The organism is Acinetobacter sp. ANC 4636, assembly GCF_054454555.1.
The window spans coordinates 94605-118114 of the sequence record NZ_JBTKVD010000007.1 but is presented as its reverse complement, the minus strand read 5'-3'; the positions used below and the strand labels follow the sequence as shown (position 1 = coordinate 118114).

Sequence of the window (23510 nt, the reverse complement as noted above, 5' to 3'; positions counted from 1 at the left end):
TGTATAAACAAGCCCATCAGTGTGTATTCACCCTAAGCCCATTGAAACGAGCTAAAAGCCCTGAGTCAGTCTGGTCAATACCACACATCATTTTGACTTCCGTTTTCCAAAACAATATGACTACATGCATAAGACCGCGCATTTAATTTTTGCCTGACTGATAGCACCTGATCTGTATGGTTATTTTTGATAATCTCGCGCACCAAACAATGCTGTTCCGACCCGAACCATGGTTGAGCCTGCGGCAACTGCTGCTTCAAGATCGCCCGACATGCCCATGCTTAACGTATCCCAGTCGTCAGGGTGAGCGTGGTGCTCTTTGACTTGTTCAAATAGCGTCTGTGCATCGGCAAATGCTTTCAGATTATTGGGTGCAGGAATCACCATCAAACCACGTAAACGCAAACGAGGAAGCTGGCTAATCTGCGCAACCAATGTTGCAACCTCTTCAGGGGCACAGCCATCTTTGCTATCTTGACCATCAATATTCACCTGTAAACAAATATTCAATGGTTCATCGGAGTCTAAACGCTGACCTGACAAGCGTTCAGCAATAATTAAGCGATCAACACCATGCACCCAAGCAAATTTTTCAGCCAGATGTTTGGTTTTATTACGCTGCACATGCCCAATAAAATGCCATTCAATCGCCAAATCCTGCAACGCCTCAATTTTATCCAGTGCTTCTTGCAAATAATTTTCGCCAAAAGCTCGCTGACCTGTTGCATACATGCCACGTAAAGCATCGCTCGGATGGGTTTTCGACACGGCAAGCAATTGAATGCTATCAGCTGAACGGTGGGATTGTGCACATGCATGTTGTATTTGTTGCAATACAGCATCACGAGATTCTTGGTAATGATTCATAAACAGGCATCTCTCAAGGTTTTTTTCATGTTTTGCGGTGGAAAGTATTGGTTAGATGTTTTGAAAGCCGTTATTATTTTACAAAAATAACGAAACCTTTGGGGCAAGAATGGATATTACAGAATTACTGGCTTTTTCTGCAAAAAATGGGGCATCGGATTTACACCTTTCTGCAGGTTTACCGCCGATGATTCGTATTGATGGTGAAGTACGCCGCATCAATCTTCCTGCATTAGAGCACAAGGATGTCCATCGCCTCATTTATGACATCATGAATGATAAACAACGCCATGATTATGAAGAACTCCTAGAAACTGACTTTTCTTTTGAAGTTCCTGGCGTGGCGCGTTTCCGTGTCAACGCATTTAACCAGAACCGTGGTGCAGGTGCAGTATTTCGTACCATTCCCTCAAAAATCCTGACTATGGAAGATCTGGGTCTAGGCAATACCTTTAAAGAAATCTGTGAATTTCCTCGTGGTATTGTGCTGGTTACAGGACCGACAGGTTCTGGTAAATCAACCACACTTGCAGCAATGATCGACTATATTAACGAAAACCGTTATGATCATGTTTTAACCATCGAAGACCCAATCGAATTTGTACATCAATCTAAAAAGTGTCTGATCAACCAGCGTGAAGTACATCGCGATACGCATGGCTTTAACGAAGCACTCCGTTCAGCACTGCGTGAAGACCCTGACATTATTTTGGTCGGTGAGATGCGTGACTTAGAAACGATTCGTTTGGCACTAACTGCCGCTGAAACTGGTCACTTGGTATTTGGAACACTACATACCACCTCTGCTGCAAAAACCATTGACCGTGTGATTGACGTATTCCCTGCTGAAGAAAAAGATATGATTCGTGCCATGCTGTCAGAATCTTTACAGGCAGTGGTTTCACAAACCCTGCTGAAAAAAACGGGGGGTGGTCGTGTTGCAGCACATGAAATCATGCTGGGTGTACCGTCTATTCGTAACCTAATTCGTGAAAACAAAGTGGCACAAATGTATTCAGCAATTCAAACAGGTGCCAATCAGGGCATGGTCACACTCGATCAAAGCCTCAAAAACCTTGTCACAAAGGGTGTGATTACCAAGGATGTCGCACGTACCGCCGCCAAACAACCAGACAGCTTTATGTAATTCAGCGAAGGGAACCCTGCCATGGCTATGGATTTTAATGACTTACTCAACATGATGAGTGAGAAAAAAGCATCGGATTTGTTCATTACCGCAGATGCTGAACCATCAATGAAAATCAATGGGCAACTTACCCCCATTTCATCGACTAAACTGACCGGTGAAATAGTTGACCAGCTCATTCATGCCATCATGAGTGAAAAGCAACGCAAAGAATTTAGTGAAACTCGGGAATGCAACTTTGCGATTACTAACCGTGAACAAACCCGACGTTACCGTGTCAGTGCCTTTTACCAACGGGATTTACCCGGTATGGTTTTGCGCCGTATTGAACACAAAATTCCAAGTGTTGAAGAATTAAAGTTACCGTCTGTTCTTAAAGAACTGGTCATGGCCAAGCGTGGCATTATTATTTTTGTAGGGGCTACAGGTACAGGTAAATCGACTTCTTTGGCTGCATTGTTAGGTCACCGTAACCATAACTCCAAAGGGCATATCATTACCATTGAAGATCCAATCGAGTTTATACACCAGCATGCTGGCTGTATTATCACCCAACGCGAAGTCGGTATTGATACTAACTCTTTTGAAGTTGCACTCAAAAATACCTTACGACAGGCACCTGATGTAATCTTGATTGGTGAGATTCGTACCAAGGAAGTCATGGACTATGCCGTTGCGTTTGCTGAAACTGGCCACTTGGTACTTGCGACACTGCATGCCAACAATGCCAACCAAGCCCTTGAGCGGATCATTCACTTCTTTGAAACAGAACGCCACGAGCAGATTTATCTGGATTTATCGCTCAACTTGCGTGCCGTTGTAGCGCAGCAACTCGTACCAACAGTTGACGGTAAATCCCGCCGTGCAGCGATTGAGGTCATGATTAATAGTCCATTGATGGCAGATTATATTCGTAAAGGCGAAATACATGAGCTTAAAGCTCTCATGACTCGCTCTCGCGAACTGGGAATGCAGACTTTTGACCAAGCCTTGTTTGATTTATATAAAGCAGGTGAAATTAATTATAAAGATGCACTTCGTCATGCCGATTCGCCAAATGATCTACGCTTACAAATCAAGCTCTCCGAAGATGGTGCAGGTCAGCTCCTCAACGCGAGTAGCAAAATCACCTTTGATGGCCAGTAAGTCATCAATAAAAAAGGCATTTCTTTAAGAAATGCCTTTTTTATTTGTTATATTTATGTAGGGATTATTTCTTGCGTGATGCATCCTGACATTCAGTCGCATCGCAATAACCGTACAAATTCAACGAGTGCCCTGTAAGCGTAAAACCATACTCTTTTGCAACTTCATGCTGTTCATGCTCAATAACATCGTTTGTAAATTCAAGGACTTTATTACAATTTTGGCACACAAGATGATCGTGATGATCTTCTTGCATAATTTCAAAAACCGAGTGATTATTTTCAAAATGGTGACGTTGAATAATGCCGGCAGCTTCAAATTGTGTTAACACGCGATACACGGTTGCTAAACCAACATCTTCACCTTGATCTAGTAATGTTTTATAAATATCTTCAGCGCTCAAATGGTGTTGTTTTGAGCTTTCAAGTAATTCCAATATCTTAATTCTTGGAAGGGTTACTTTAAGTCCTGCTTTACGCAAATCTTGATTCGAAATGGGCATGAAAAAGTCTCTCAACAATTTGTTAAGTTGGAATATGCAACAGAGTTTATATGCAGTATGATCTATCACTAGATTAAATGCATCACAATTGATTTGGATAGTGTAGCAAAAATGCAAAAAATTATGTTGACGACCTTACTCGTCAGTTCATTGCTTGCCGGCTGTGTCTATAAAATAGATATTCCTCAAGGGACACCTTTAACAAAAGCCCAAGCTTCTCAGATACATGTTGGCATGAGTTACCAACAAGTTCGTTTCTTACTTGGTAGCCCAACCATTACTGACCCACTTAATCCAGAACGTTGGGATTATGTTTACAATTATATCCCAGGAACTTATGCGAAAAAAGCCAAGATTCCAGCAGCTCATGGTCAGCATCTGCGTATTTTCTTTGATAAATCAGGTATTGTTACCAAAATTGAAGGCTTAGACACGCTTCCAGATGCACAACCAGGATTACCATCTTCAAAAGATGCAATCCTGTCTGCACAACCCTAATCGATCCATTGATGCATCGATACGGTAAAAGAAAACCCCAATCAAATCTGATTGGGGTTTTCTTTTATTAAGAAGATCGTTTAAACCGATTTCCTTTCTGATAGCGTCCGACGGGATGATTCGCAGCACGATTACGGCGAATATCTTGAGGATTAATTAGCAATGGGCGGTATATTTCCACCCGATCACCTGCCTGCAAGACATGTTCAAGACTAACTTTGACCCCAAAAATTCCCACCTGTAAAGGCTGCGGCAGGTCAGTCTGCATGGTAAGACCACTCTGCTCAATCGCATCCTGTACAGTCATCCCCTGCTGAAATTCAACCGTCATATAGTATTGCTGCTGTGTGGTTGCATAGGCAACCCAAACCTGCTGCATTACACTGCCCCCAGCACAATCGCTACCATTGCCAATACAATTGCTAAAGGCGCAACAATACGCACGGAAATACGCCACAGGTTATAAGTCACTTCCTGACTGAAATTCAGTGATTTACGCAAATGGCTGATTTTCATGATCCAACCGGCAAAAAACGCGTAAATCAGACAAATCAATAATCCCCAAAGCATAAGTACAGTATTGAGTACTGGAACAATTGCAAGACATGCCCATGTCAATATTGCAATTAAAACAATGGCCCATTGTACAACCATCGCAATTTGACGTTGCTGTAATTGTTCACGCGCCAATTGTATAAAGCCAGCAGCGACTGCCACTGCACTCACTAAAATAGTAATCGCTGGAAGTTCTGCTTGTACCGCAAAAAAGCCAAAAAGTACCACTGCAAGCACTTGTGCGACCCAAACAGGTAAAGCATTGGGAGTGGCTTGCTCAGTATCTTTGATTTGCACCAAGCTGGTCTGCGCATACACACCTAACCCCAGCCCTGTAGCAACCAGTGCTAGAACTACCGCATAGCCCCATTCAGAGAAGTGAATTGCGGTGATATGCCATGCAGTTAAGTTCAATGGGAAGATATGACTCAAAACCAGTGAAACCAGCAGCATAACTGCACTCATACCAACCAAAATCAGGCGTGGCAAAAATGATGCAGCAACAGCAACTACCGCCAGAATCGCAAATACAATATTTTCTGCAACAGGTAGTTGGACATAATGCGTTAAGGAGTGACTCGCATTGGCAATCAGTGCTCCTGCTAAAAATGGCATAAACACCACAGCCAACCAACCTGCAATACGCCAATATGCTGAAGCATCCGCTTCACGCGTCAAGGCCATCAACGCTTGCAAGGCTGTTGTCTTTGCGCGTTTAACCAGTGCGACTTCCATGTAGGCAAAAGGCAATGCCAGTACGACCATCATGACCAGCCACAGCAACCAGAAATCCAGTTGCCGATCCAATTGAATCCCCACCACTGGCGCAAGCGTGGTAATCAACATAAATGATAAACAAAACGCCATCAGTGGCGATAACCATCGTGACATAGGTCTGTCCTGCATCCGAAGTTAAAAATAATGAGCTATTTTGCCTTTGTCATGGCTGAAAATCAAAGTTTGTAGAAAAAAGAAATCATTGCCGAGGCAATGATTTTTGGCGCATAAAGCAAGCTGTAGTTTTTTATGATTATTCTAGTTTATTGTTTTTATTATTTATGAGAAGAACCGTGCGAACCAGTTCTTGCCTTTTTTCTTTTCATGCTCACGAATAATACCTTTCATGTTTTCTTTGACTGCACCAACATAATCGGCATCATCGTGTTGAATATGATTAATCAACCATTTTGTTAAAATTTGATGCAACTCATCTTCAATGGCTTGCCCCATCATAAAACGATCACGATAGGTTTCAATTTTTTTAATAAATAAGTCATGTACGCGCTTATGTGGCACACGATACTTATAGGCTGCCTCTTCTTGCAGACTTTCTTCAAAGGTAAAATGAGACTGGGTATAGTCAATAATATTATCCAATACCACTTTGATTTGATTGCGATCGTGAGTAAAACGCACATCTTCGATTTGATTAATATAATCGAGAATACGTTTATGCTGATCATCAATCACTTCAATACCAGTATTGTATTCAGAGCGCCAATTCATCTTCATAGTGAGGTCACCTAACGCATTCATATTTCATTTTCGAGGCATAATATACAAAAAATGATCAACGAAAAACCAAGCAATGTCCTCAGAATTACAGCACTTTTCACTAATTATTTGATTAAGTTCACAAAACCTCACATACCCAACCAAAAGAATCAAGTATTTTTTAATCAATTCAATTGCTTATATAGTTAGTTTTTACCAAATATAAAAAATAATTCGAAAAATCTAATATAAATCAGCTTTACTGATACGTCGTAAAGAAGGGTCTTGCGCTTCACGAATCAAGCGCTGTACGATGGTCATGGCATGTAAAATCGGACGCCCCTGCTGAAATAAAATCATTTCTCCTGCCCGAAAAGCTGTCCACTGTTCATTTTGTGTCAGCGGCTCAGTGGTAATAACAGCAACACGATCCTCTGGTGTGGTTACTTCACTAAAATCAACTTCGACATCCAGATCAATCAGCTGTGCATGTTGAAATGGATATTCACGTACAATCCAGTGTAATTTGGTGGTGGCATAACTCCACAACGCTTGACCATTGGATAAACAGAAATTGAATGTGCCATGCTCTGCAATTTGTGGAGCAACTTCCTGTAAAACCTGAAAAATATCTTGAATTGAAGGTTCCTGATAACCAAAACGCTCCACCAACTGATCTAGCAAAAAGCAAAATGCATATTCACTGTCAGTATTGCCAACAGGCGTAAAATGCCCACTCAGCGCAGGCTGAAACCCATGCAGATCGCCATTATGTGCGAAAATCCAGTGACGCCCCCACAACTCACGCAAAAACGGATGCGAATTTTCAAGGGTGATTTTACCTTGTGTCGCTTTACGGATATGTGCAATCACATTGCGTGATTTAATCGGATAATTGCGAATCAAGTCAGCAATCGGTGACTCGACCGCAGACTGGTTATCGACAAACAAGCGGCAGGCTTTATCTTCAAAAAAAGCTATGCCAAAGCCATCACAATGATCAGAGGTCACCCCCGCGCGTTGTGAAAACCCTCGGAACGAGAAAGTAATATCGGTGGGTGTCGCACAATTCATTCCGAGTAGCTGGCACATACTTAAATCTTCTTACAATCAAATACATCTATAGGCAATGTAGCGGATGCAGCTTCGATCTGCAAATGCGTTTTTTCACTGTCTTTATGAAAAATAATGCTAACAAATAAAATCTAATTAGAATTATTGAATAATAAGTTTTAAATGTAAAAAAACCGCATTGCTGCGGTTCTTTGGATTTAAACTTGCGGATGCCCAGATTTGGCACGGTTGGTAATCAGTGTTCCAACCCCGTGATCGGTAAAGATTTCCAACAAGGTTGCATGTGGCACTCGCCCATCGACGATATGTGCACTCACCACACCACCTTTGACCGCATCTAGCGCACAACTGACTTTTGGAATCATGCCACCATAAATCACACCTGTTTCGATCAACTGATCGACTTCATGCGTGGTTAAACCAGTCAGCAGATTTTTATTTTCATCGAGCACGCCGCTGATGTTGGTCAACAAAATCAGTTTTTCTGCCCCCAAGGCTTCAGCCACTTTACCAGCCACCAAGTCAGCATTGATGTTGTAAGTATTGCCTTGTTCATCGACACCGAGCGGTGCAATGACAGGAATAAAGTCACTTTGAGTAAACATCTGTAAAACGTCAGTTTTCACACCTACGACTTCACCGACCATACCCAAATCAATCTCTTTTACAGAACCATCTTCATTCTGTTTTTTCATCAATAGCTTACGGGCACGGAGTAAATTACCGTCTTTACCTGTCAAACCGATGGCACGTCCACCATGCTGGTTAATCAGATTTACAATGGATTTGTTGACGCTACCGCCAAGCACCATTTCCACTACTTCCATGGTCGCAGCATCGGTCACACGCATACCATCGATACGGTCTGACTCTTGCCCCAAACGCTTGAGCAAGGAATCTACTTGCGGCCCGCCACCGTGTACAACAATTGGGTTTAAGCCAACAGTTTTAAGCAACACAATGTCTCGCGCAAAAGAGCTTTCAAGCTCAGGATCCGTCATGGCATTGCCGCCATATTTGACCACAAGGGTTTTTCCTGAGAAACGTTGAATGTACGGCAAAGCTTCTGTTAAAACCTGTGCTTTGTCGAGGCCAGTGTGTTGGTGTGGCATGTGCCTCTCCTTATTGCGCGTTACAAATATCGTGCGCGATTTCTGGATATTTTTCGCTGAGCAGATATGCAAAGTTTTGACGAATTTCATTTAAACGCGATGCACTACTGGCATCGAAGCGTACTGTTAAATATTCGCCAGTATTGGATGCTCGAATAATGCCAAAACCATCATCAAAATCAAGCCTAACCCCATCGATTTTCGTCAAATGTGCTGCAATTTTATGACTTTGTTGCTCAATATCTTGTAATACATCGACAGGATGATGCTGATAAGTACGGATATAGGTGTCTTCTGTCGCATAACGCTCAGGAATTTGTGCAAACAACCCTGAAAATTTCTGAGTGGAGCTTTGGGTTAAATATTCCATCGCACGCAGTGCTGCATACAAACCATCATCATAGCCTTTGCCACGCCCGTCATTAAACACATAATGCCCGGCATATTCCCCACCAAAAATTGCCTGTCCTTGTGAATGCGCAATATATTTACGCAAGAAGGTACTACCTGTACGTAACATGTGAGGAATACCGCCATAGTGCTTAATTTGTTGAATCACTAAGCTTGAGCATTTCACATCAAATACCACTTCACGTTGTGGCTGATGTTCAAGGCACATTTTGGCAAATAGGCACAATAAACGGTCAGCACGCAAAATTGCTCCCGTTTCATCGACCATTACCACACGGTCGCCATCTCCATCGAGAGCAAAGCCCAAATCAGCCCGCTGCTCACGTACCGTATGACAGAGTTTTTCCAAATGCTTGGCCGTGGATGGATCAGGTGCATGCTCAGGAAATTCGCCATTGGCTTCGCAGCGTAGTGCAATCACCTGACAACCCAAGCGTTGCAAAATCGCCACAGCATACTGCCCAGCAGAACCGTATAAACCATCTACTACGACTTTGAGGGGGCGCGCCAAATGAATATCGCGTTGTAAATACTGCAAATATTCAGCTTTATACGACTCAATAAATTGATGTGGCTGATCTGCAAATGAAATCACACATTGCTGCTGTTGATAATGTTGCTGTGCTAACAATGCAACCTGTTGAATTTGTTCAGGAGATGAAGGATCTCCCTGACACATCCATTTAACGCCATTGTCACTTTTTGGGTTATGACTTGCTGTCACCATCACGCCATTACCGCCGTGCTGCATGGCGAAAAAATATAAACATGGCGTGGAACAACAGCCTAATTCGATCACATTTAAGCCGTTCTTTTTAAAAGTTTGTTCTAAAATGGCTGCATAACTAGGACTGGTCAAACGGGCATCATAGCCCAATACCACAGTCATTACCCGATGTTGTAAATATTGTTGGGATAATGCTTCAGCGATCGCTTGTACGACAACTGGCGTCAGAACATTCAACTTGCCCCGAATATCGTAGGCACGGAAGATATGCGCAGGAAAATCATTTTTGTTTAACTGCATAAAATACTTTTTTTTAGATCAATCATGAATAAATTGTGTAGGACAACCTTGTGTCTTGTAAATACGACACTCTGGCTATTTTGTAAGAAATCGCCAAGTTCGCTACATAAAGTTAAAAAACTCCAACCATGTGGAGTTTTTTTCACCACGATAAATCAGTTGCTGATTTTAATGTTGACCTGTATGACCGAAGCCACCTGCTCCACGCTCAGTTGCAGCAAACTCTTCGACCTGTTCAAATTCAGCCTGAATCACAGGTACGAGCACATACTGAGCCAAACGCTCGCCTGGTTCAAGCGTGAAAGTTTGCTGTCCACGGTTCCACACTGAAATCATCAATTCGCCCTGATAATCCGAGTCAATTAAACCAACCAAATTACCCAAAACGATGCCATGTTTATGACCTAAACCCGAACGTGGCAAAATCAGACCTGCAAAATTTGTATCTTCAATATAAATCGCCAAACCTGTTTTCACCAATATGGTTTGACCTGGCTCAATCTGGATGGCTTCATCTAAACATGCACGTAAATCAAGACCTGCAGAACCTGCAGTCGCATAGCTTGGCATTGCCCACTGTTGACCTAAACGCTTGTCTAAAACTTTAACCTGAACTTTCATATACTTTCCTAAACAATTAAAACATTAGTGCTTATGCTTGAGCATGGCACGTAAATTTTCCAAATAAACTTTTGCCTGTTCTTTCGGGTCAACATGAACCTGTTGTGTCTTTTTCTTACGTCCGAGCCAGTCGAGTTCATCTTGTGGCAATTCATCCAAGAAACGGCTTGGGGTCATCTGTTTCATTTGCCCGCCCGCCTTACGTTGTTCTGCCAAAGTTAAGGTCAAGCCTTGGCGCGCACGGGTAATGCCCACATACATTAAGCGGCGTTCTTCTTCGACCGTTTCCGCTGCAATCGAGTTTTTGTGTGGAAGTAGCTCTTCTTCTAGCCCCATCATATACACAAACGGGAACTCCAGACCTTTTGCAGCATGCAGGGTCAACAAGTTGACCTTATCAGTGTCTTCTTCTTCCTGTTGTTGCTCCAGCATATCCAGCAACACCATTTTACGAATCACGCTTTCAATATTTTTTTCATCGACATCTTCAGCGCGATTAATCAAACTTTGAATACTGGTGTATAAAGTTTCGATGTTATCCAGCTTGGTTTTTTCCTGTGCAGGCGTTGCCGATTGCTCGCGAATATAGTCGATATAACCTGTTTCAGTAATCATCTGACGGACAATCGGTACTGGCTGATCGTCATCGAGCAATTCACGGGTGTAATCTGCCATAAACTGAGCAAACTCATGTAATTGCGAGCAGACCTTTTTGCTCAGCACCATGCCCAAACGCTGATCTGCTGCCGCCATCAATAGCGACAAATGATTTTCTTGAGCAAATAGACCCAGTTTTTCCAAAGTCACAGGACCAATTGCACGTTTCGGAGTATTAATGATGCGTAGGAACGCGCTGTCATCTTCAGGATTAATGATCAGGCGCAAATAACTCATGATGTCTTTGATTTCACTACGCGCAAAGAATGAGGTTCCGCCTGAGAGTTTATACGGAATTTGCATTTGGCGAAGCTGGGTTTCTAGTATTCGTGCCTGAAAATTACCGCGATACAACACTGCGTAATCTTTCCAGTTTTTACCGTTCATGAGCTTATGCGTCATGATGTCCTTGACCACGCGCTCGGCTTCATCGTCATCATTACGGCAGGTAATGATACGGATGACTTCGCCATGCCCTTTGTCACTCCACAATTTTTTGTCAAAAATATGTGGGTTATTTTCAATTACAGCATTGGCAGCTTTTAAGATACGACTGGTGGAACGGTAATTTTGTTCCAGTTTAATGACTTTTAAATTGGGAAAATCTTCTTTGAGCAATGCCATGTTTTCAGGCTTTGCTCCACGCCATGCATAGATTGACTGGTCATCATCACCCACAGCGGTGAACTGCCCCATCACTCCGACCAGTAATTTCACCAAGATATACTGTGCGGTGTTGGTGTCCTGATATTCGTCGACCAGCAAATAACGCACACGGTTTTGCCACTTGTCGCGCACTTCGGCATTTTCTTGTAATAAGCGAGTTGGCAGCACAATCAGGTCATCAAAATCAACCGCATTGTAGGCACGCAAGTTGCGCTCATACAGTTGATATAAATAGGCAAAGCGCACATCGTCTTCGGTTTCACAGGTACTCGGTGCTTGTTCAGGCAAAATCAGATCATTTTTCCAGTCGGAAATTTTCTTCATTGCCTTCGCGACCAGTTCCTTGCTTTCTGCACCTGACAAATTGTCTTGATGCATCAAGTCAATCAGAATGCGTTTGCAGTCATCTGCATCCAAAATTGAAAAATTGGCTTTGAGTGGTAAATGTTTGAGTTCAAGTCGTAGCAGATTCAAACCGAAGGTATGGAAGGTCGACACCGACAAGCCTTTGGCTTCTTCACGGCTCAGCAATTTACCGACACGCTCTTTCATTTCACGTGCGGCTTTATTGGTAAAGGTCATGGCAGTAATACGATGCGCGGGAATGCGGCATTGCTGTACCAAGTAGGCAATTTTTCGGGTAATCACCGAGGTCTTGCCTGAGCCTGCACCTGCAAGTACTAACAAGGGTCCTTGAGTGTATTTCATGGCTTCAAGTTGCTTGTCATTGAGTTGACTTGCTGATGACATATGTAAACCTCCTACGCTTGGAGCATGATTATAGTCATCTCGGTTTTAGATTCCCAATAGAACTTGCACTGAACGCTAGATTTTTGTGTGGTTGGCGACAGTGTGTGTCGCCAAGAAGATAAACTTCTACCTAGTTGAGTTAGAGTTTTAGCATTAGAACCATAATAAGTTTTGAGGCTATATACCTCGTATGTAGAATAGGCTTCTTTCATAATTGCCTACACCCTCTTTATTTTTCTACCTAAGAAAAATTGAAATATATTTCAATGCAGCGTAAGAGAAATAAAAAGAACTTTTGCAAGACGTCTAGTACTTATAAAAAAGCATTTAATAAAATTTATTAAATGCCTTAATTAACTTAGAATGGATTTTTACTACTTATAATTTCCCCATCATCTAAAATATTATAATATATAAAACCCAATTTCCCATTATTATATTTACTAACTTTTATTTTATAATTTTGATCTATCCAAAAACCTGCTCCAGAATTAAAATATACATGATATGCTTTACCATTAAAATAAGTATTTAAAATAAATGATTTTTACTCCCCTTCATCTACATAAGTTGCAAGGTAAACTATTACTCCATCTTTATTTGGCAATTTTATTAGCAATCGAGATGGGTTGATTGATCCACCCAAATCCTCTATTTTTTCTACTAAATTTTCTGTAACCTCACTACCAAACAAAGTATTTTTTTTCTCAACTTTAGATTTATAATTGAAAGGTAAACTTACCGCAGGTATAATTCCAATTTTCTTTTGAATTAAGTCATTTTTAATTATTTTAACTTTTTTATCTGGATCAAAATATTCAAATTTATTATTTAAAAATTCGTAAAAATAATTTCCACTGTTCGAAATATTACGATATGCATATCTCTTTCCTTTTATAAATATTTTATTATCATTTTTAGAGAAATTTAATATCCTATTAGATATTGAATTTCCATTTTCGTCTTCACTATTACTATATTGACCATAAAGAGGAAAAGCTTCTTTATGTGTAGGATCTAAAACAACAATTGTTCCATCTTGACTTACATCAAGTAGAATATAATTTTTATTAAAATTAGGCTTTAAATTTATATTCTTCCTATACAAATCTAAATAATATTTTGAGCAAAAATCAACTTCACCATAGTCAAATTTACACTGCCCTTTATTTCCATTAATTGAAATAGTGAATTTATTTATAGTACCTGCATAACTATGCGTAATAAAAATAAATGTTAATAAAAGAATTAATCTATACATCCAGTTTAACCTCATTTTTAATAAATTGCTTTATCTATTGCCATAATCATCTCAAATGCTTTTTGAGGTAATTTTCCTTCATGTGTTAATCTTGCATAATCTTGATTCATTTGTTTTAATGCATTTATTACTGCTTCAGGTGTAGTATGGGCTTTATCCCCCCCATTCCAGCATAAAAACTTTGTCCTTTTTTTATTGGAATTTTCTTTTCAATTTTTGTCTTTTTATTTTTTTCTTTGCGGATTGTATCATATGGAACACCTACAGATGCCCAAGTTTTTGCAATAAACATACATGCATCAACAATATTCTTTTGATCACCTTTGACAATAGCAGTATGAATTATTGTTGGTTTAATAAAAGCTTCTAAAAATATTGTTTCTTGCAAATTATTTGTAATTTTTTCATCACCTGTTAATTTAATTTTATCTTTTACATAAATTAATGTATCTGGAATTACCTGATATTTACCCATTGCAAAGCGTTTATTTATATTATCACCACCTAATGATCCTAAATATATCCATTCATTAATAGTACGTTTTGCAATATCTTCCTTCCCTCCTGTACTTGCATATTTTCCTACTGTACCCCGATTAAATACTCTATAGTCACCATTACTCTCATGAGATGCGATTACTTTGCCAATAATTCCACCAATACTTGTACCATTAGTTACAAGATTTTTTGATGGAAGAGTTTTGATGACCCCAGAGCATCCTAATATTTTCTGTAAATTTAATTTTTTTAGAAGATCTATTAAATTTCCATTTTCAGCTGCTGTAGCACTTTTTACAAAAAGATCATTTTTTAAATATGCTTTCTTATTAAATTTAGTTACATCAAAATGTACCCATGTTGTAGCGCCTGGACCACTCCCATAATGATCTGGCTCTAAATAGATATGGTCAATTGTTCTTGTCGTAGATGCTTGCATAAATTTAGAAAAAATAGTGTCTCTAATTAAATTCATATCAGATACTGACCTTGTACGGTTTCCATTTTTATTAAAGTGTAAATCTAGAGCTAATCCCATATGATTTACAGTAGTTCTGTATGCATTTTCTCCATTATGCTTATTATTGTTTTCTATACAACGATACACTGAATCAACTGACTTTAAGCTAAATTGCTTCTTATTGTATCGACTTAAATAAAAAATTGTGGCTTTTAATATCCATATAACTGATCGATGCATTCCAGGATATTCAATAGCATTCGTTCCATTTGAATATGTTTTTGTTCTATTATTGCCAAATCCCTTACATTCCTCACCACCACCATGTTGTTTACAAGGGCATCGCATTTGCTCAAACAAATGATCTATCGGGTATTTTTTCTTAAAATCATCTAAAGCAGTCAAAACAGAACCACAAATTTTTCCCGTTTCAGGAGCTCCCATATAATCCCGTTGAAACTGCTTAATACATTTCGCGGTTAATTCTGTAAATTCATCTGTGGGTAATGCTCCACCAAAACCGGCCAAACGAATATTGACCTCACGTATCAATTCACTTTTTCCACTGGAAATACACTGTGGATTGGTTGTACATAAATTCGTAGCAGAAGCTTTTGGTGTACCAACATCCTGACTACGGTCATTTGTTGTAGGAATTTTTTTAGACGTAGCTGAATTTGCTGTTAGTTCTTTTTTACGCTGATCATAAGCTTGGTCTAATTTTTGTGTTGACGTACTTGTACTCTTTGCCTGAGGTGTAGTTTTTGATGGTGTACTACTTGTCTGAGCCGTTTTTGAAGCTGTAGTCCTCGATTGAGATGGTTTAGGTGAAGAAGTGGTTGTCTGTGATTTCTTTTGTTCAGTAGGCTTTGGTTTATCTTGATGATTATGATTGCCTGTCGCAGCAATATGAACGGGTAATTTAATCACTTGCCCAATACTGATCTTATTCGGATCATCAATATTATTTAATCGCTCCAACGCTCGTACAGTTGTATTATTCTGCTGTGCAATTACAGAAAGCGTTTCACCTTTTTTTACAATATGTGTTTTACGTTTATATTGACCGTTACTTCCTTTATTTGCCAAAGTATTTAAATCTAGAAGAACTTTGGGGCTTGTGATCTTAACTAGCATTCTGTCTTTTGACATCGAGAAACTCTGGACTTTTACCATCGCCCCATTAAACATACTTTTAATAAAAACATCTAAAACAGTGCCTTTATCCCGACTAATTTCAACGATACAACCTTTAGCATTTGTTGCACCCGTTGCAATTAACTGCCCTGTTTGTTGATTTTTAACTTCATAATGTGCTTTTGCAATTGACTCACCAAATAAGTCAACAACTTGAATAGTTGCTAATGATTTTTTATTCATTATTGTTTGTCTCTTCTTCTAAATAATTGCTATCTGTTACTGATTCTTCAGTATCTTGAGTCTCATCAAAGTCTTCTTCATCAAAACCATCTATTGATAACCCCCAGTCATCATTTGACCCGATCAGTATTTTGACTTTAGATGCATCTTCTGTACTAATCTTTCCAGTACGACCATGTTCATCAATCTGACCTGATGTAAATGAGTTACTCTCAGGAAGAAAGGCTTTATAGCTTAGTTGGCTAAAATCACTTTCCCAAAACAAATCATACACATCTAAGCGGTTACTAAATAAAGGCGTATTTGGCAATGTCGGCACTTCATAAGACACCTTCGCCCACCCGTAAACACGTGCTGCCCTGCCTTGCTCTCGAACTTGCCTCCTGTCGTTGCAAATACACCATCTGCATTGATTTTGAGTTGTGATCCACCCGCTTTTAATGAAATTTCTTTCGGGCTAATGATTTCGATTTTGTCTTCGGTTGATATAAGCTTGATGACTTTACGGGCAATCGCTTCAATCGCATCGTCTTGTGCTTGTAGCTCTAACTTGCCTTTTCCTGCAAACGCTCTAAAACCTTGCTCTGCTGCAAACAGACTGATTTTGCTTTGTGCCTGTGCCACAATATTTTTTTGCGCACTTAGGTTGATGTTGGCTTGGCTACTCTGTGCAATCTCTTGTGAGGCATGGAGTAAGATATCTTCTGGTGTGGTTAGGGCAATCCCATTCGGTGAAGCAAGTAGCATCAGCGCCTGACGAAACAGCTTGCCTTGTTCCTGTTTAGCCTGACTCGTGCTCGTTTCTAGACCTTGGGTATAACCCTCCATAAAGCCTTGTACCTGTTGTAAGGCTTGAGTCGGGGTAAATTTATTGGCTTTTCCAAATGAACCGCAACTCATGTATTTTTCAGGATCTATCTTGACCTGTTCAATGATGTTGCCTAAGTCCCCTAGCACTTGTAGAGGCTGGTCATTCACTTTGGCTTTTAAACTAGCAAGCTTGCCTTTTAAGAGCTCTGTACCCTGCTCCTCAAAATTTTCGATAGTTTGTTTGAGGTTACTAATTGCTTCTTTTGAATCGGCAAACTGACTCTTGAATTGCTCAACAATACTTTGTGTGTTACTGCCAAAAGCCTCCATTTCCTGTACAAAGCTGCTACAGTTTTTTAAGGTAGAGAGCGGGTCACTGCTTAAACCATTTTTAAATAGATCAACCGTACTGGTCAGGGCTTGCTGGGTACTTTTGATTTCAAGGGATTGAATAAACTTCGGCAAGCGTGAGAGTACATTCAATGCATCCGTCTGTTGTTTGACCGCAACCTGACTCAGCACTTGCATGCTGTCCTGACCTTGTTGCAACAATGACTGGGCTTCGGCTGCAGCAAGATGATCGGCAACCGCCTGATCTTGTGCATAGGTCGAAATCAGTAAGCCCTTGCCCGCACGCATTGCACCCCATTGGTCGGTACGTAACTCAAAACCTTCGCCACGCCCATCGCTAGTTGCCTGTTCTTTGGGATGGCTGAGATTGCCGAGATTTAACTGACTTGCCCCATGGCTGCTCTGTAACTGGACACTAATTTGCCCCGTAGTATCGTCAAAGCGTAGCTGGTTAAAGCCAGAACCATCGACTTCTTGGGAGCGTATGCCACTGAGCTTTTTAGTGTCAGGTAATTGCCCTTTGACATCAAAACGGGTTGGATGGCGTTCTGCTTCATGGATACGCCCCAGTACAAAGGGGCTATCTAGACTGGCATCAAGAAAATTTTATGCTTAATTTCGGCACTCGGAAATAATTTTAATTTGAGGTTTATCTTCAAAACTAATTAAACCAAAGCTTTCATCAATAAAATTTTCAGATGTCTCATCTTCACTCGGTGAGTGATACTCCCATAGAGACAAACCATTCTCTAAAAATTCTACATCAAAGAAAAAATTTGCATCTTCATTAAAGTAGACAGTATATTTATTTTTATTTTTTTTAATAACTTTTGTTATTTTAAAAAAAGGATGATCTGGTTCCATAAAATAAAACCGAATACTTTGCTTATCCTTATTTACCTCAAGTTTTATTTTATTAGTAATAACACCTGACTCCTGATCACAAACATAGTACCAATTTTTATCACGCTGATCCCATTTTTTAGAAATATAGTAATTTTTCACATTCAAATGATTTAAAAATTCGGTCTTTAAATTACTATTAGACCATACATAAGAAGATAAAAATAAAGCTGCAATTAATAAAAAAAACTTCATAGCAAATATTCCTACAGTATATTTAAAAATAAGTAAAAGCATTAATTCCACTTATTATTCCCATAGAACTCCATATCTATTATCTTTAAAATTATTAAATTTTCCACTAAAAACATATTTCAATTTCAACTAACCATGATACATGTCACCCTATAATTACCTAGTGAAGTTTTAGATATATTATCCAAAGACAAATGATATTTTTTTGCAAAATTTAAAAAATTCTTATGACTCCCTTCTACTATATAATAATAACCACCCCATTCATCCTCACTATAGCTTGGGCTAGTTAAAAATACCATTTTCCTTATAACAACATTATCCAATTTATAAAAAAACATCAGACTCAGATTAATATTTTTATCTTTCTCTGTAAAACTCTTAATATTTTCTAAATACATATCACCCACAATTAATAAATTATTATTTATTTTTTTAATATTTAATTTATCACTCATTGCCAAATAATATAATTTAGAAATATTATCATAAGGTTGTTCAGCTTCGCAACTTAATGCTTTTGCTGTCAAAATTTTATCTAGTGTATATGCCTTTGTATTCAGTGAAATACCTGTAATCAACATTAAACATAATTTTAAAAAATTTCTTTTCATATCTGATTCTCAATTAACGTGTTGAACTATTTTTATCATATGATACTGACAAACCCAATTCTTCTACATCTTTTAAATACATCTGTTTAGCACGTTCCTGCTTATCTGAAATCTCTTTATAAGATTTAGGGATATAGAATTTATAACCATCTATAGATCTTTCTTCACATCTCAATTCATCCCCTTGATTACCTCCTAATCTAATAAATTTTTTTAGATTTCCATATACTGTTGCAAAAACAAAACAAACATGGCTAGTCTTATATAAAGCAATTGCTCCGTATATAGGTTTATTAATTTGAATAAAATTCTTATCATGTGCAACAGCACTGGCTGTTGGTGCAGGGCTCCATTTTTGATACCCTTTTTCTTGTAAACAATAATTTACAAAAGAAGCACACCAAGCTCTGCTTGTACCAACCATTGTTGGATACAGTTTTCCCCATCCAACTAAAGCATGATAATTATCTATCTTTCCGATTTCACCTTCTTTCTTTCCTTTCCACTGCTTTGCTTCTCTTATCGCTATTTTCATCCAAGGTGCTATAGATTCTGAAACTATAGGCACTATATTCTCATTTTTTATTGAACATGAAAAATTAACCTCTTTATTATCTTTCAGAATTCCATTATTAAAATGGGTATTAATTTCTTGGGTAACTTCCCATATATATGTTTTACCCCCGTGAAAACCTCTAATTGGAATTTTTTTCCCATGTTTATCTAACTTATATGTACCATCAGCATTTTTTTTATAATCATAAACATTATCATACTCTCCCTTTTCTTTCATAAATTCCGGATTTGAAATATATGAATTCCTACTTACCCCCCATTATCTTCATAAAGAATATCATTTGAATTATTCTTACCTGTTAGTAATGCTTTTGGATAGTTAATATATAAATACATATCTGTTAATGACTTCATTCTTTTATGATTATCATTCTTCATAAAGTGCTCTTTAACTAAATCCAATTGTTCTGCTGCAGTCTTTTTTAACATTTCAGCCTTTGTAGTCTTTAAGTCATGCATTACATCATCCCCAAATTGAATTAAACCAACATGGATCGTTTTACTCCCTGCTTTTGGACTAAAATCACCACCTGTTTCTAAATGCATACATGCCATCAGGTTATTTGCCATATTTTTTACATCATTGGGCCACATATCCTTACAAATCTGGATCACTTTTTTCCTAAAGGTACAATTTACGGCTTTCCCCCAAGCAATATCGTATTGCTTACATACGCATCCTGAAAGACTCGCAACAGCAACTGGTTTCTTGTTTTCATTATGTTCCTGTTGCACCGCTATTTTTTGAGGAGTGGTTGTCACAGTCGCGGCTGTTGATGTCTTTTTTGTTGCAGTTGGTTGCGGTGTTTTTTGCGTTGTAGACTTTGATTGGGTTGAACTCTGTTGTCCCTGTGCTGAGGTCGCCTTGTGTTCAACTTGCTTTGTTGATGTTTGCTGTTTTGCTGGTGGCGTAGTCGTTGCGCTCGATGAAGAGTTTCCTGTAGCTTTTCGATCCGAAACAACTTGACCCGTTGCCTTCTTTGCAGGAGGGACTTTAGAAACCGCGGCCAACTTATACAACAGCCAACTAGTAGACCGTAAATGGGATAAGATCAATCCACGTTATAAACAGCGCTTATTGATGGTATTTAAGATCATGAAAGAACGTTATGGTTATGATCTAGTCTTACTCGAAGGCTACCGTAGTCCTGAACGGCAAAACCTGCTCTCTGGAAATCCCAACACCACACGCGCTAGAGGCTATCAAAGCTATCACCAATTTGGCTTGGCAGCAGATATTGCCTTTCAACGTAATGGTAAAGTCGTTATTTCAGAATGCGATCCTTGGGCGATGCACGGTTACGAACTATATGGCGAAGTCGCTGAATCTGTTGGCTTGACTTGGGGTGGGCGCTGGAAATCAATTAAAGATTTTGGACATACCGAGTACCGCATGCCAAGTTTAAAGAAAACCAAAGAAATGGCTGATAAACTCATCGCAGAAGGGCAAAGCCGAAATGCTCCGCTCTCTGCTGCAGCACTTTAATTTTTGGTTTGTAATTTCTGTTTGGCAGGCCACGTCATGATAAAACGCGCGCCGCCAAGCTCAGGGCTACGGTCAACTTCAACCTTACCCCGAAACCAAAAAGCGATACGACTGACTATCGATAATCCTAGACCGTAGCCACCCGAAGCACGCGTTCGGCTATCATCCAGACGAGCAAAAGCTTCAAACACCCGCTCGCGATCTTGTTCAGGAATACCCTGCCCATCATCTTCAACGCAAACATAAGCCTGACCATCGGGGCGAATCCCCCCGCTAATGCGTACTCGCTCATTGCAATAACGCACCGCATTCCCAACCAGATTTTGCACGACACGGTGCAAATAACGCCGTTCAGCATCCGCAACCACACTGAGGTCTGGTGCTTGCAGCTCAATTATCTTTTGAGTTTTTAAAGCTTCCGTTTCTTTTGCTACCTGTGCCAGTACATCCGCAATCGGAATACTTTGAATATCCAAAGATGGAGTGCCCTGCTCAAGTTTGGCATAGGTCATAATTTCATCAATCAAGGTATTGAGTGCTTCAATATCTTTATCAATCATATCGACCTGACTTAAACGTGAATCATAATCATCATCTTCAGCCAGCATTTCCATACCAAAACGAATTCGTGCTACAGGAGTACGCAGTTCATGCGATACTGCGCGCATCAGTTCGCGCTGTGCCTCAATCAAACGCTGAATATGGCTTGCCATATCGTTATAGCTTGATGCCAAACTTGCCATTTCATCTGTGCCTTCAACATTGAGTCGGGTCGACAAATCGCCCGATTTCATTTGGTTCAGGGCTTTAATGGTTTGCTTGGTCTTACGCTGTAGCGGCAAAATCAATCCATACACGCCCAAACTCAACAGAAATAAACTCAACAGCGTAATGCCTGCTGCAAGTTGAAATGGCATCCAGTTAAACATGGGTACAGGACCGATCACCAACACTTCAGCAGGGTTATTCGGCATTGGCGAAACAATCGAAATGGTTGTTCCGCGAATCGTGGCACTATCACGATATAACAAAATGCTCTGATCCTGACGCAACCGCCCAATCTGTTCAGAGTCGAGCCCTAAATCCAGAATCGAACTAATTTCAATTGGATATGAAAAATGGGAATGGATTTTTTCGAGGTATTCTTTTTCCTGACCTGGATAATAAATTAAATAATCCAAAATAAAAATCGGGAGCGCTTTCATTTGTCGCTCGCCAATTTTATTGACCTTAATGTACAAATAATGTTTTTGGTCATGTGGCAATGCTAAAAATAAAGTCGCAACCATACTTTGTGCATCGTAACGTACCACAGCCTGTTCATTTTCAATCCGTTTGGTTTCCGAACGCGATAACTCGACTTTAGAACGATCGACCAAAGAAATCGGAAGTTCAAGTAAATCGGCTGCATCAGAAATCCAGTCTTTCTTTTGCTGTAAAGTCAGCTGACGCTCCACCCCCTGACTAATCACATAGGAAATGCCATCGGTTAAAGATTCACGATATTCTTGCGCACGTTGATAATTAATAATTTGTACTAGCAAATAGCAAAATACAGCCACCAACGCCACGAGGATGATGACACCTGCGTAAATTCGCAAAAATATACTGTGCTTAAACACGAATGAAGCGTCCTTTGTTCAGGATGTCTAAATCAAACCAATAACCTCTCTCATCTTGGATGAAAGAGGCTGTCATGCGTCAACGACAATAATCTCCATTAGAGACCATTGGTTTCTTTCACAAAGAGATACCCTTTACTGCGTACTGTTTTAATACGTTTCGGGTTTTCTGGATCATCACCAATTTTTGGGCGAATCCGTGAAATACGCACGTCGATTGAACGGTCCTGACCATCATATTCAATCCCACGTAAACGCTCAAAGATGTCTTCACGTGACAAGATACGACCAGCATTTGAAGCCAGTAACCAAAGCAAGTCATATTCAGCGCTGGTAAAGTCAACCAATTCACCATTTAACGTGACTGAACGACCACCGTTATCGATCACCAAGTCATCAAATTCGATGCGCTGAGCCACTTCATCTTCAACGGTTTTATCGGTACGGCGCAGCAAGGCACGAATACGTGCCAACAAGACACGTGGCTGTACAGGTTTTGCGACATAGTCATCTGCACCCATTTCTAGACCTAAAACCTGATCCATATCTTCGGTACGTGCAGTTAACATAAGAATCGGCTGGTGATAGTGTGGACGCACTTCGCGGCATACCGTTAAACCGTCTGCACCTGGCAACATTACATCCAAAACCACAAGGTCAGGCTGTTCACTAATAATACGACGAATTGCACGATTACCGTCAGGCTCAACACCCACTTCGAGTCCGTTACGGATGAGATATTCTTGAGTAAGGCGTGCTAGGCGTTCATCATCTTCTACAATCAAGATTTTCGGTAACTTTTCTTCTTGGCTCATCATTTTGCCCCT

General features: G+C 39.8%; 21 protein-coding genes and 2 pseudogenes. 4 read left to right on the top strand and 19 right to left on the bottom strand.

Annotation, left to right across the window (positions count from 1 at the left end; translation table 11 throughout):
* Positions 1-180: 180 nt before the first annotated feature.
* The gene (locus tag ACX1N5_RS09475) at positions 181-867 is read right to left on the bottom strand and encodes a YggS family pyridoxal phosphate-dependent enzyme (RefSeq protein WP_458801678.1); all 687 of its coding nucleotides are present in this window, start codon (positions 865-867) and stop codon (positions 181-183) included.
* Between the two features lie 109 nt (positions 868-976).
* Here ACX1N5_RS09475 and ACX1N5_RS09470 point away from each other — a divergent pair, with 109 nt between their 5' ends.
* Both ACX1N5_RS09470 and ACX1N5_RS09465 read left to right on the top strand, forming a co-directional pair.
* Complete coding sequence (locus ACX1N5_RS09470; protein ID WP_131379199.1) at positions 977-2014, top strand: type IV pilus twitching motility protein PilT; 1038 nt, start codon at positions 977-979, stop codon at positions 2012-2014.
* Between the two features lie 27 nt (positions 2015-2041).
* The gene (locus ACX1N5_RS09465) at positions 2042-3160 is read left to right on the top strand and encodes a PilT/PilU family type 4a pilus ATPase (RefSeq protein WP_131379708.1); all 1119 of its coding nucleotides are present in this window, start codon (positions 2042-2044) and stop codon (positions 3158-3160) included.
* Between the two features lie 64 nt (positions 3161-3224).
* Here the strand turns inward: ACX1N5_RS09465 and fur are convergent, their stop codons facing one another.
* On the bottom strand, positions 3225-3662 hold the full coding sequence (gene fur, locus ACX1N5_RS09460; RefSeq protein WP_004753949.1) for a ferric iron uptake transcriptional regulator: 438 nt from the start codon (positions 3660-3662) through the stop codon (positions 3225-3227).
* A gap of 111 nt (positions 3663-3773) precedes the next feature.
* On the opposite strand from fur, the gene ACX1N5_RS09455 reads away from it, so the two are divergent.
* Positions 3774-4160: an outer membrane protein assembly factor BamE gene (locus ACX1N5_RS09455; RefSeq protein WP_131379201.1), complete on the top strand. Its 387-nt coding sequence runs from the start codon at positions 3774-3776 to the stop codon at positions 4158-4160.
* Positions 4161-4227: 67 nt separating this feature from the next.
* On the opposite strand, the gene ACX1N5_RS09450 is transcribed toward ACX1N5_RS09455, so the two are convergent.
* The 15 genes and pseudogenes from ACX1N5_RS09450 to ACX1N5_RS09380 all read right to left on the bottom strand — a co-directional run bounded on the left by ACX1N5_RS09450 (position 4228) and on the right by ACX1N5_RS09380 (position 20586).
* Entirely contained in the window at positions 4228-4539 is a 312-nt protein-coding gene (locus tag ACX1N5_RS09450; RefSeq protein ID WP_131379203.1) for an RnfH family protein, read from the bottom strand.
* Positions 4539-5621 carry a hypothetical protein gene (locus ACX1N5_RS09445; RefSeq protein WP_458801681.1) on the bottom strand — a complete coding sequence of 361 codons (1083 nt, stop codon included), beginning with the start codon at positions 5619-5621 and terminating at the stop codon, positions 4539-4541. The genes ACX1N5_RS09450 and ACX1N5_RS09445 overlap by 1 nt, the downstream gene beginning before the upstream one ends.
* A 150-nt stretch (positions 5622-5771) precedes the next feature.
* Positions 5772-6227, bottom strand: a complete 456-nt coding sequence (locus ACX1N5_RS09440) for a bacteriohemerythrin (protein ID WP_034426043.1) — start codon at positions 6225-6227, stop codon at positions 5772-5774.
* A gap of 225 nt (positions 6228-6452) precedes the next feature.
* On the bottom strand, positions 6453-7301 hold the full coding sequence (locus tag ACX1N5_RS09435; protein ID WP_458801683.1) for a class II glutamine amidotransferase: 849 nt from the start codon (positions 7299-7301) through the stop codon (positions 6453-6455).
* Positions 7302-7480: 179 nt separating this feature from the next.
* On the bottom strand, positions 7481-8395 hold the full coding sequence (gene argB, locus ACX1N5_RS09430; protein WP_004753965.1) for an acetylglutamate kinase: 915 nt from the start codon (positions 8393-8395) through the stop codon (positions 7481-7483).
* A gap of 10 nt (positions 8396-8405) precedes the next feature.
* Positions 8406-9833 (bottom strand): phosphomannomutase/phosphoglucomutase, encoded by a 1428-nt coding sequence (locus tag ACX1N5_RS09425; protein WP_458801685.1) that lies wholly within the window; start codon positions 9831-9833, stop codon positions 8406-8408.
* Positions 9834-10001: 168 nt separating this feature from the next.
* On the bottom strand, positions 10002-10454 hold the full coding sequence (gene dut, locus ACX1N5_RS09420; RefSeq protein ID WP_131379213.1) for a dUTP diphosphatase: 453 nt from the start codon (positions 10452-10454) through the stop codon (positions 10002-10004).
* Between the two features lie 24 nt (positions 10455-10478).
* Entirely contained in the window at positions 10479-12527 is a 2049-nt protein-coding gene (locus tag ACX1N5_RS09415; RefSeq protein ID WP_458801688.1) for a UvrD-helicase domain-containing protein, read from the bottom strand.
* 547 nt (positions 12528-13074) lie between these two features.
* The gene (locus ACX1N5_RS09410; protein ID WP_458801690.1) at positions 13075-13788 is read right to left on the bottom strand and encodes a hypothetical protein; all 714 of its coding nucleotides are present in this window, start codon (positions 13786-13788) and stop codon (positions 13075-13077) included.
* Between the two features lie 127 nt (positions 13789-13915).
* Entirely contained in the window at positions 13916-16126 is a 2211-nt protein-coding gene (locus tag ACX1N5_RS09405) for a LysM peptidoglycan-binding domain-containing protein (RefSeq protein WP_458801692.1), read from the bottom strand.
* Positions 16119-17875 (bottom strand): annotated as a pseudogene (locus ACX1N5_RS09400) (DUF2345 domain-containing protein); the annotation flags it as partial. The pseudogene ACX1N5_RS09400 and the gene ACX1N5_RS09405, both read right to left, overlap by 8 nt.
* Positions 17876-17899: 24 nt before the next feature.
* On the bottom strand, positions 17900-18436 hold the full coding sequence (locus ACX1N5_RS09395; protein WP_458801694.1) for a hypothetical protein: 537 nt from the start codon (positions 18434-18436) through the stop codon (positions 17900-17902).
* A gap of 74 nt (positions 18437-18510) precedes the next feature.
* Positions 18511-18999 carry a hypothetical protein gene (locus tag ACX1N5_RS09390; RefSeq protein WP_458801696.1) on the bottom strand — a complete coding sequence of 163 codons (489 nt, stop codon included), beginning with the start codon at positions 18997-18999 and terminating at the stop codon, positions 18511-18513.
* A gap of 13 nt (positions 19000-19012) precedes the next feature.
* Positions 19013-19792 (bottom strand): C40 family peptidase, encoded by a 780-nt coding sequence (locus ACX1N5_RS09385; RefSeq protein WP_458801698.1) that lies wholly within the window; start codon positions 19790-19792, stop codon positions 19013-19015.
* Positions 19793-19824: 32 nt separating this feature from the next.
* Entirely contained in the window at positions 19825-20586 is a 762-nt protein-coding gene (locus ACX1N5_RS09380) for a hypothetical protein (protein WP_458801699.1), read from the bottom strand.
* Positions 20587-20593: 7 nt separating this feature from the next.
* Here ACX1N5_RS09380 and ACX1N5_RS09375 point away from each other — a divergent pair.
* Positions 20594-21061: pseudogene (locus tag ACX1N5_RS09375) on the top strand (M15 family metallopeptidase); the annotation flags it as partial.
* Here the strand turns inward: ACX1N5_RS09375 and bfmS are convergent.
* On the bottom strand, positions 21058-22683 hold the full coding sequence (gene bfmS, locus ACX1N5_RS09370) for a sensor histidine kinase BfmS (RefSeq protein ID WP_004753974.1): 1626 nt from the start codon (positions 22681-22683) through the stop codon (positions 21058-21060). The pseudogene ACX1N5_RS09375 and the gene bfmS sit on opposite strands and share 4 nt — an antisense overlap.
* Before the next feature lie 98 nt (positions 22684-22781).
* Entirely contained in the window at positions 22782-23498 is a 717-nt protein-coding gene (gene bfmR / locus ACX1N5_RS09365; protein WP_034426050.1) for a response regulator transcription factor BfmR, read from the bottom strand.
* Positions 23499-23510 lie beyond the last annotated feature (12 nt).

Excerpts from the sequence above, each read along its gene's own strand:
- argB (WP_004753965.1), bottom strand. The coding sequence starts at position 8,395 with ATGCCACACCAACACACTGGCCTCGACAAAGCACAGGTTTTAACAGAA.
- ACX1N5_RS09445 (WP_458801681.1), bottom strand. The coding sequence starts at position 5,621 with ATGCAGGACAGACCTATGTCACGATGGTTATCGCCACTGATGGCGTTT.
- ACX1N5_RS09425 (WP_458801685.1), bottom strand. The coding sequence starts at position 9,833 with ATGCAGTTAAACAAAAATGATTTTCCTGCGCATATCTTCCGTGCCTAC.
- ACX1N5_RS09415 (WP_458801688.1), bottom strand. The coding sequence starts at position 12,527 with ATGTCATCAGCAAGTCAACTCAATGACAAGCAACTTGAAGCCATGAAA.
- ACX1N5_RS09390 (WP_458801696.1), bottom strand. The coding sequence starts at position 18,999 with ATGAAAAGAAATTTTTTAAAATTATGTTTAATGTTGATTACAGGTATT.
- ACX1N5_RS09435 (WP_458801683.1), bottom strand. The coding sequence starts at position 7,301 with ATGTGCCAGCTACTCGGAATGAATTGTGCGACACCCACCGATATTACT.
- ACX1N5_RS09385 (WP_458801698.1), bottom strand. The coding sequence starts at position 19,792 with ATGAAAGAAAAGGGAGAGTATGATAATGTTTATGATTATAAAAAAAAT.
- ACX1N5_RS09475 (WP_458801678.1), bottom strand. The coding sequence starts at position 867 with ATGAATCATTACCAAGAATCTCGTGATGCTGTATTGCAACAAATACAA.
- ACX1N5_RS09440 (WP_034426043.1), bottom strand. The coding sequence starts at position 6,227 with ATGAAGATGAATTGGCGCTCTGAATACAATACTGGTATTGAAGTGATT.
- dut (WP_131379213.1), bottom strand. The coding sequence starts at position 10,454 with ATGAAAGTTCAGGTTAAAGTTTTAGACAAGCGTTTAGGTCAACAGTGG.
- ACX1N5_RS09405 (WP_458801692.1), bottom strand. The coding sequence starts at position 16,126 with ATGAATAAAAAATCATTAGCAACTATTCAAGTTGTTGACTTATTTGGT.
- ACX1N5_RS09455 (WP_131379201.1), top strand. The coding sequence starts at position 3,774 with ATGCAAAAAATTATGTTGACGACCTTACTCGTCAGTTCATTGCTTGCC.
- bfmR (WP_034426050.1), bottom strand. The coding sequence starts at position 23,498 with ATGAGCCAAGAAGAAAAGTTACCGAAAATCTTGATTGTAGAAGATGAT.
- fur (WP_004753949.1), bottom strand. The coding sequence starts at position 3,662 with ATGCCCATTTCGAATCAAGATTTGCGTAAAGCAGGACTTAAAGTAACC.
- ACX1N5_RS09470 (WP_131379199.1), top strand. The coding sequence starts at position 977 with ATGGATATTACAGAATTACTGGCTTTTTCTGCAAAAAATGGGGCATCG.
- ACX1N5_RS09450 (WP_131379203.1), bottom strand. The coding sequence starts at position 4,539 with ATGCAGCAGGTTTGGGTTGCCTATGCAACCACACAGCAGCAATACTAT.
- ACX1N5_RS09465 (WP_131379708.1), top strand. The coding sequence starts at position 2,042 with ATGGATTTTAATGACTTACTCAACATGATGAGTGAGAAAAAAGCATCG.
- ACX1N5_RS09410 (WP_458801690.1), bottom strand. The coding sequence starts at position 13,788 with ATGTATAGATTAATTCTTTTATTAACATTTATTTTTATTACGCATAGT.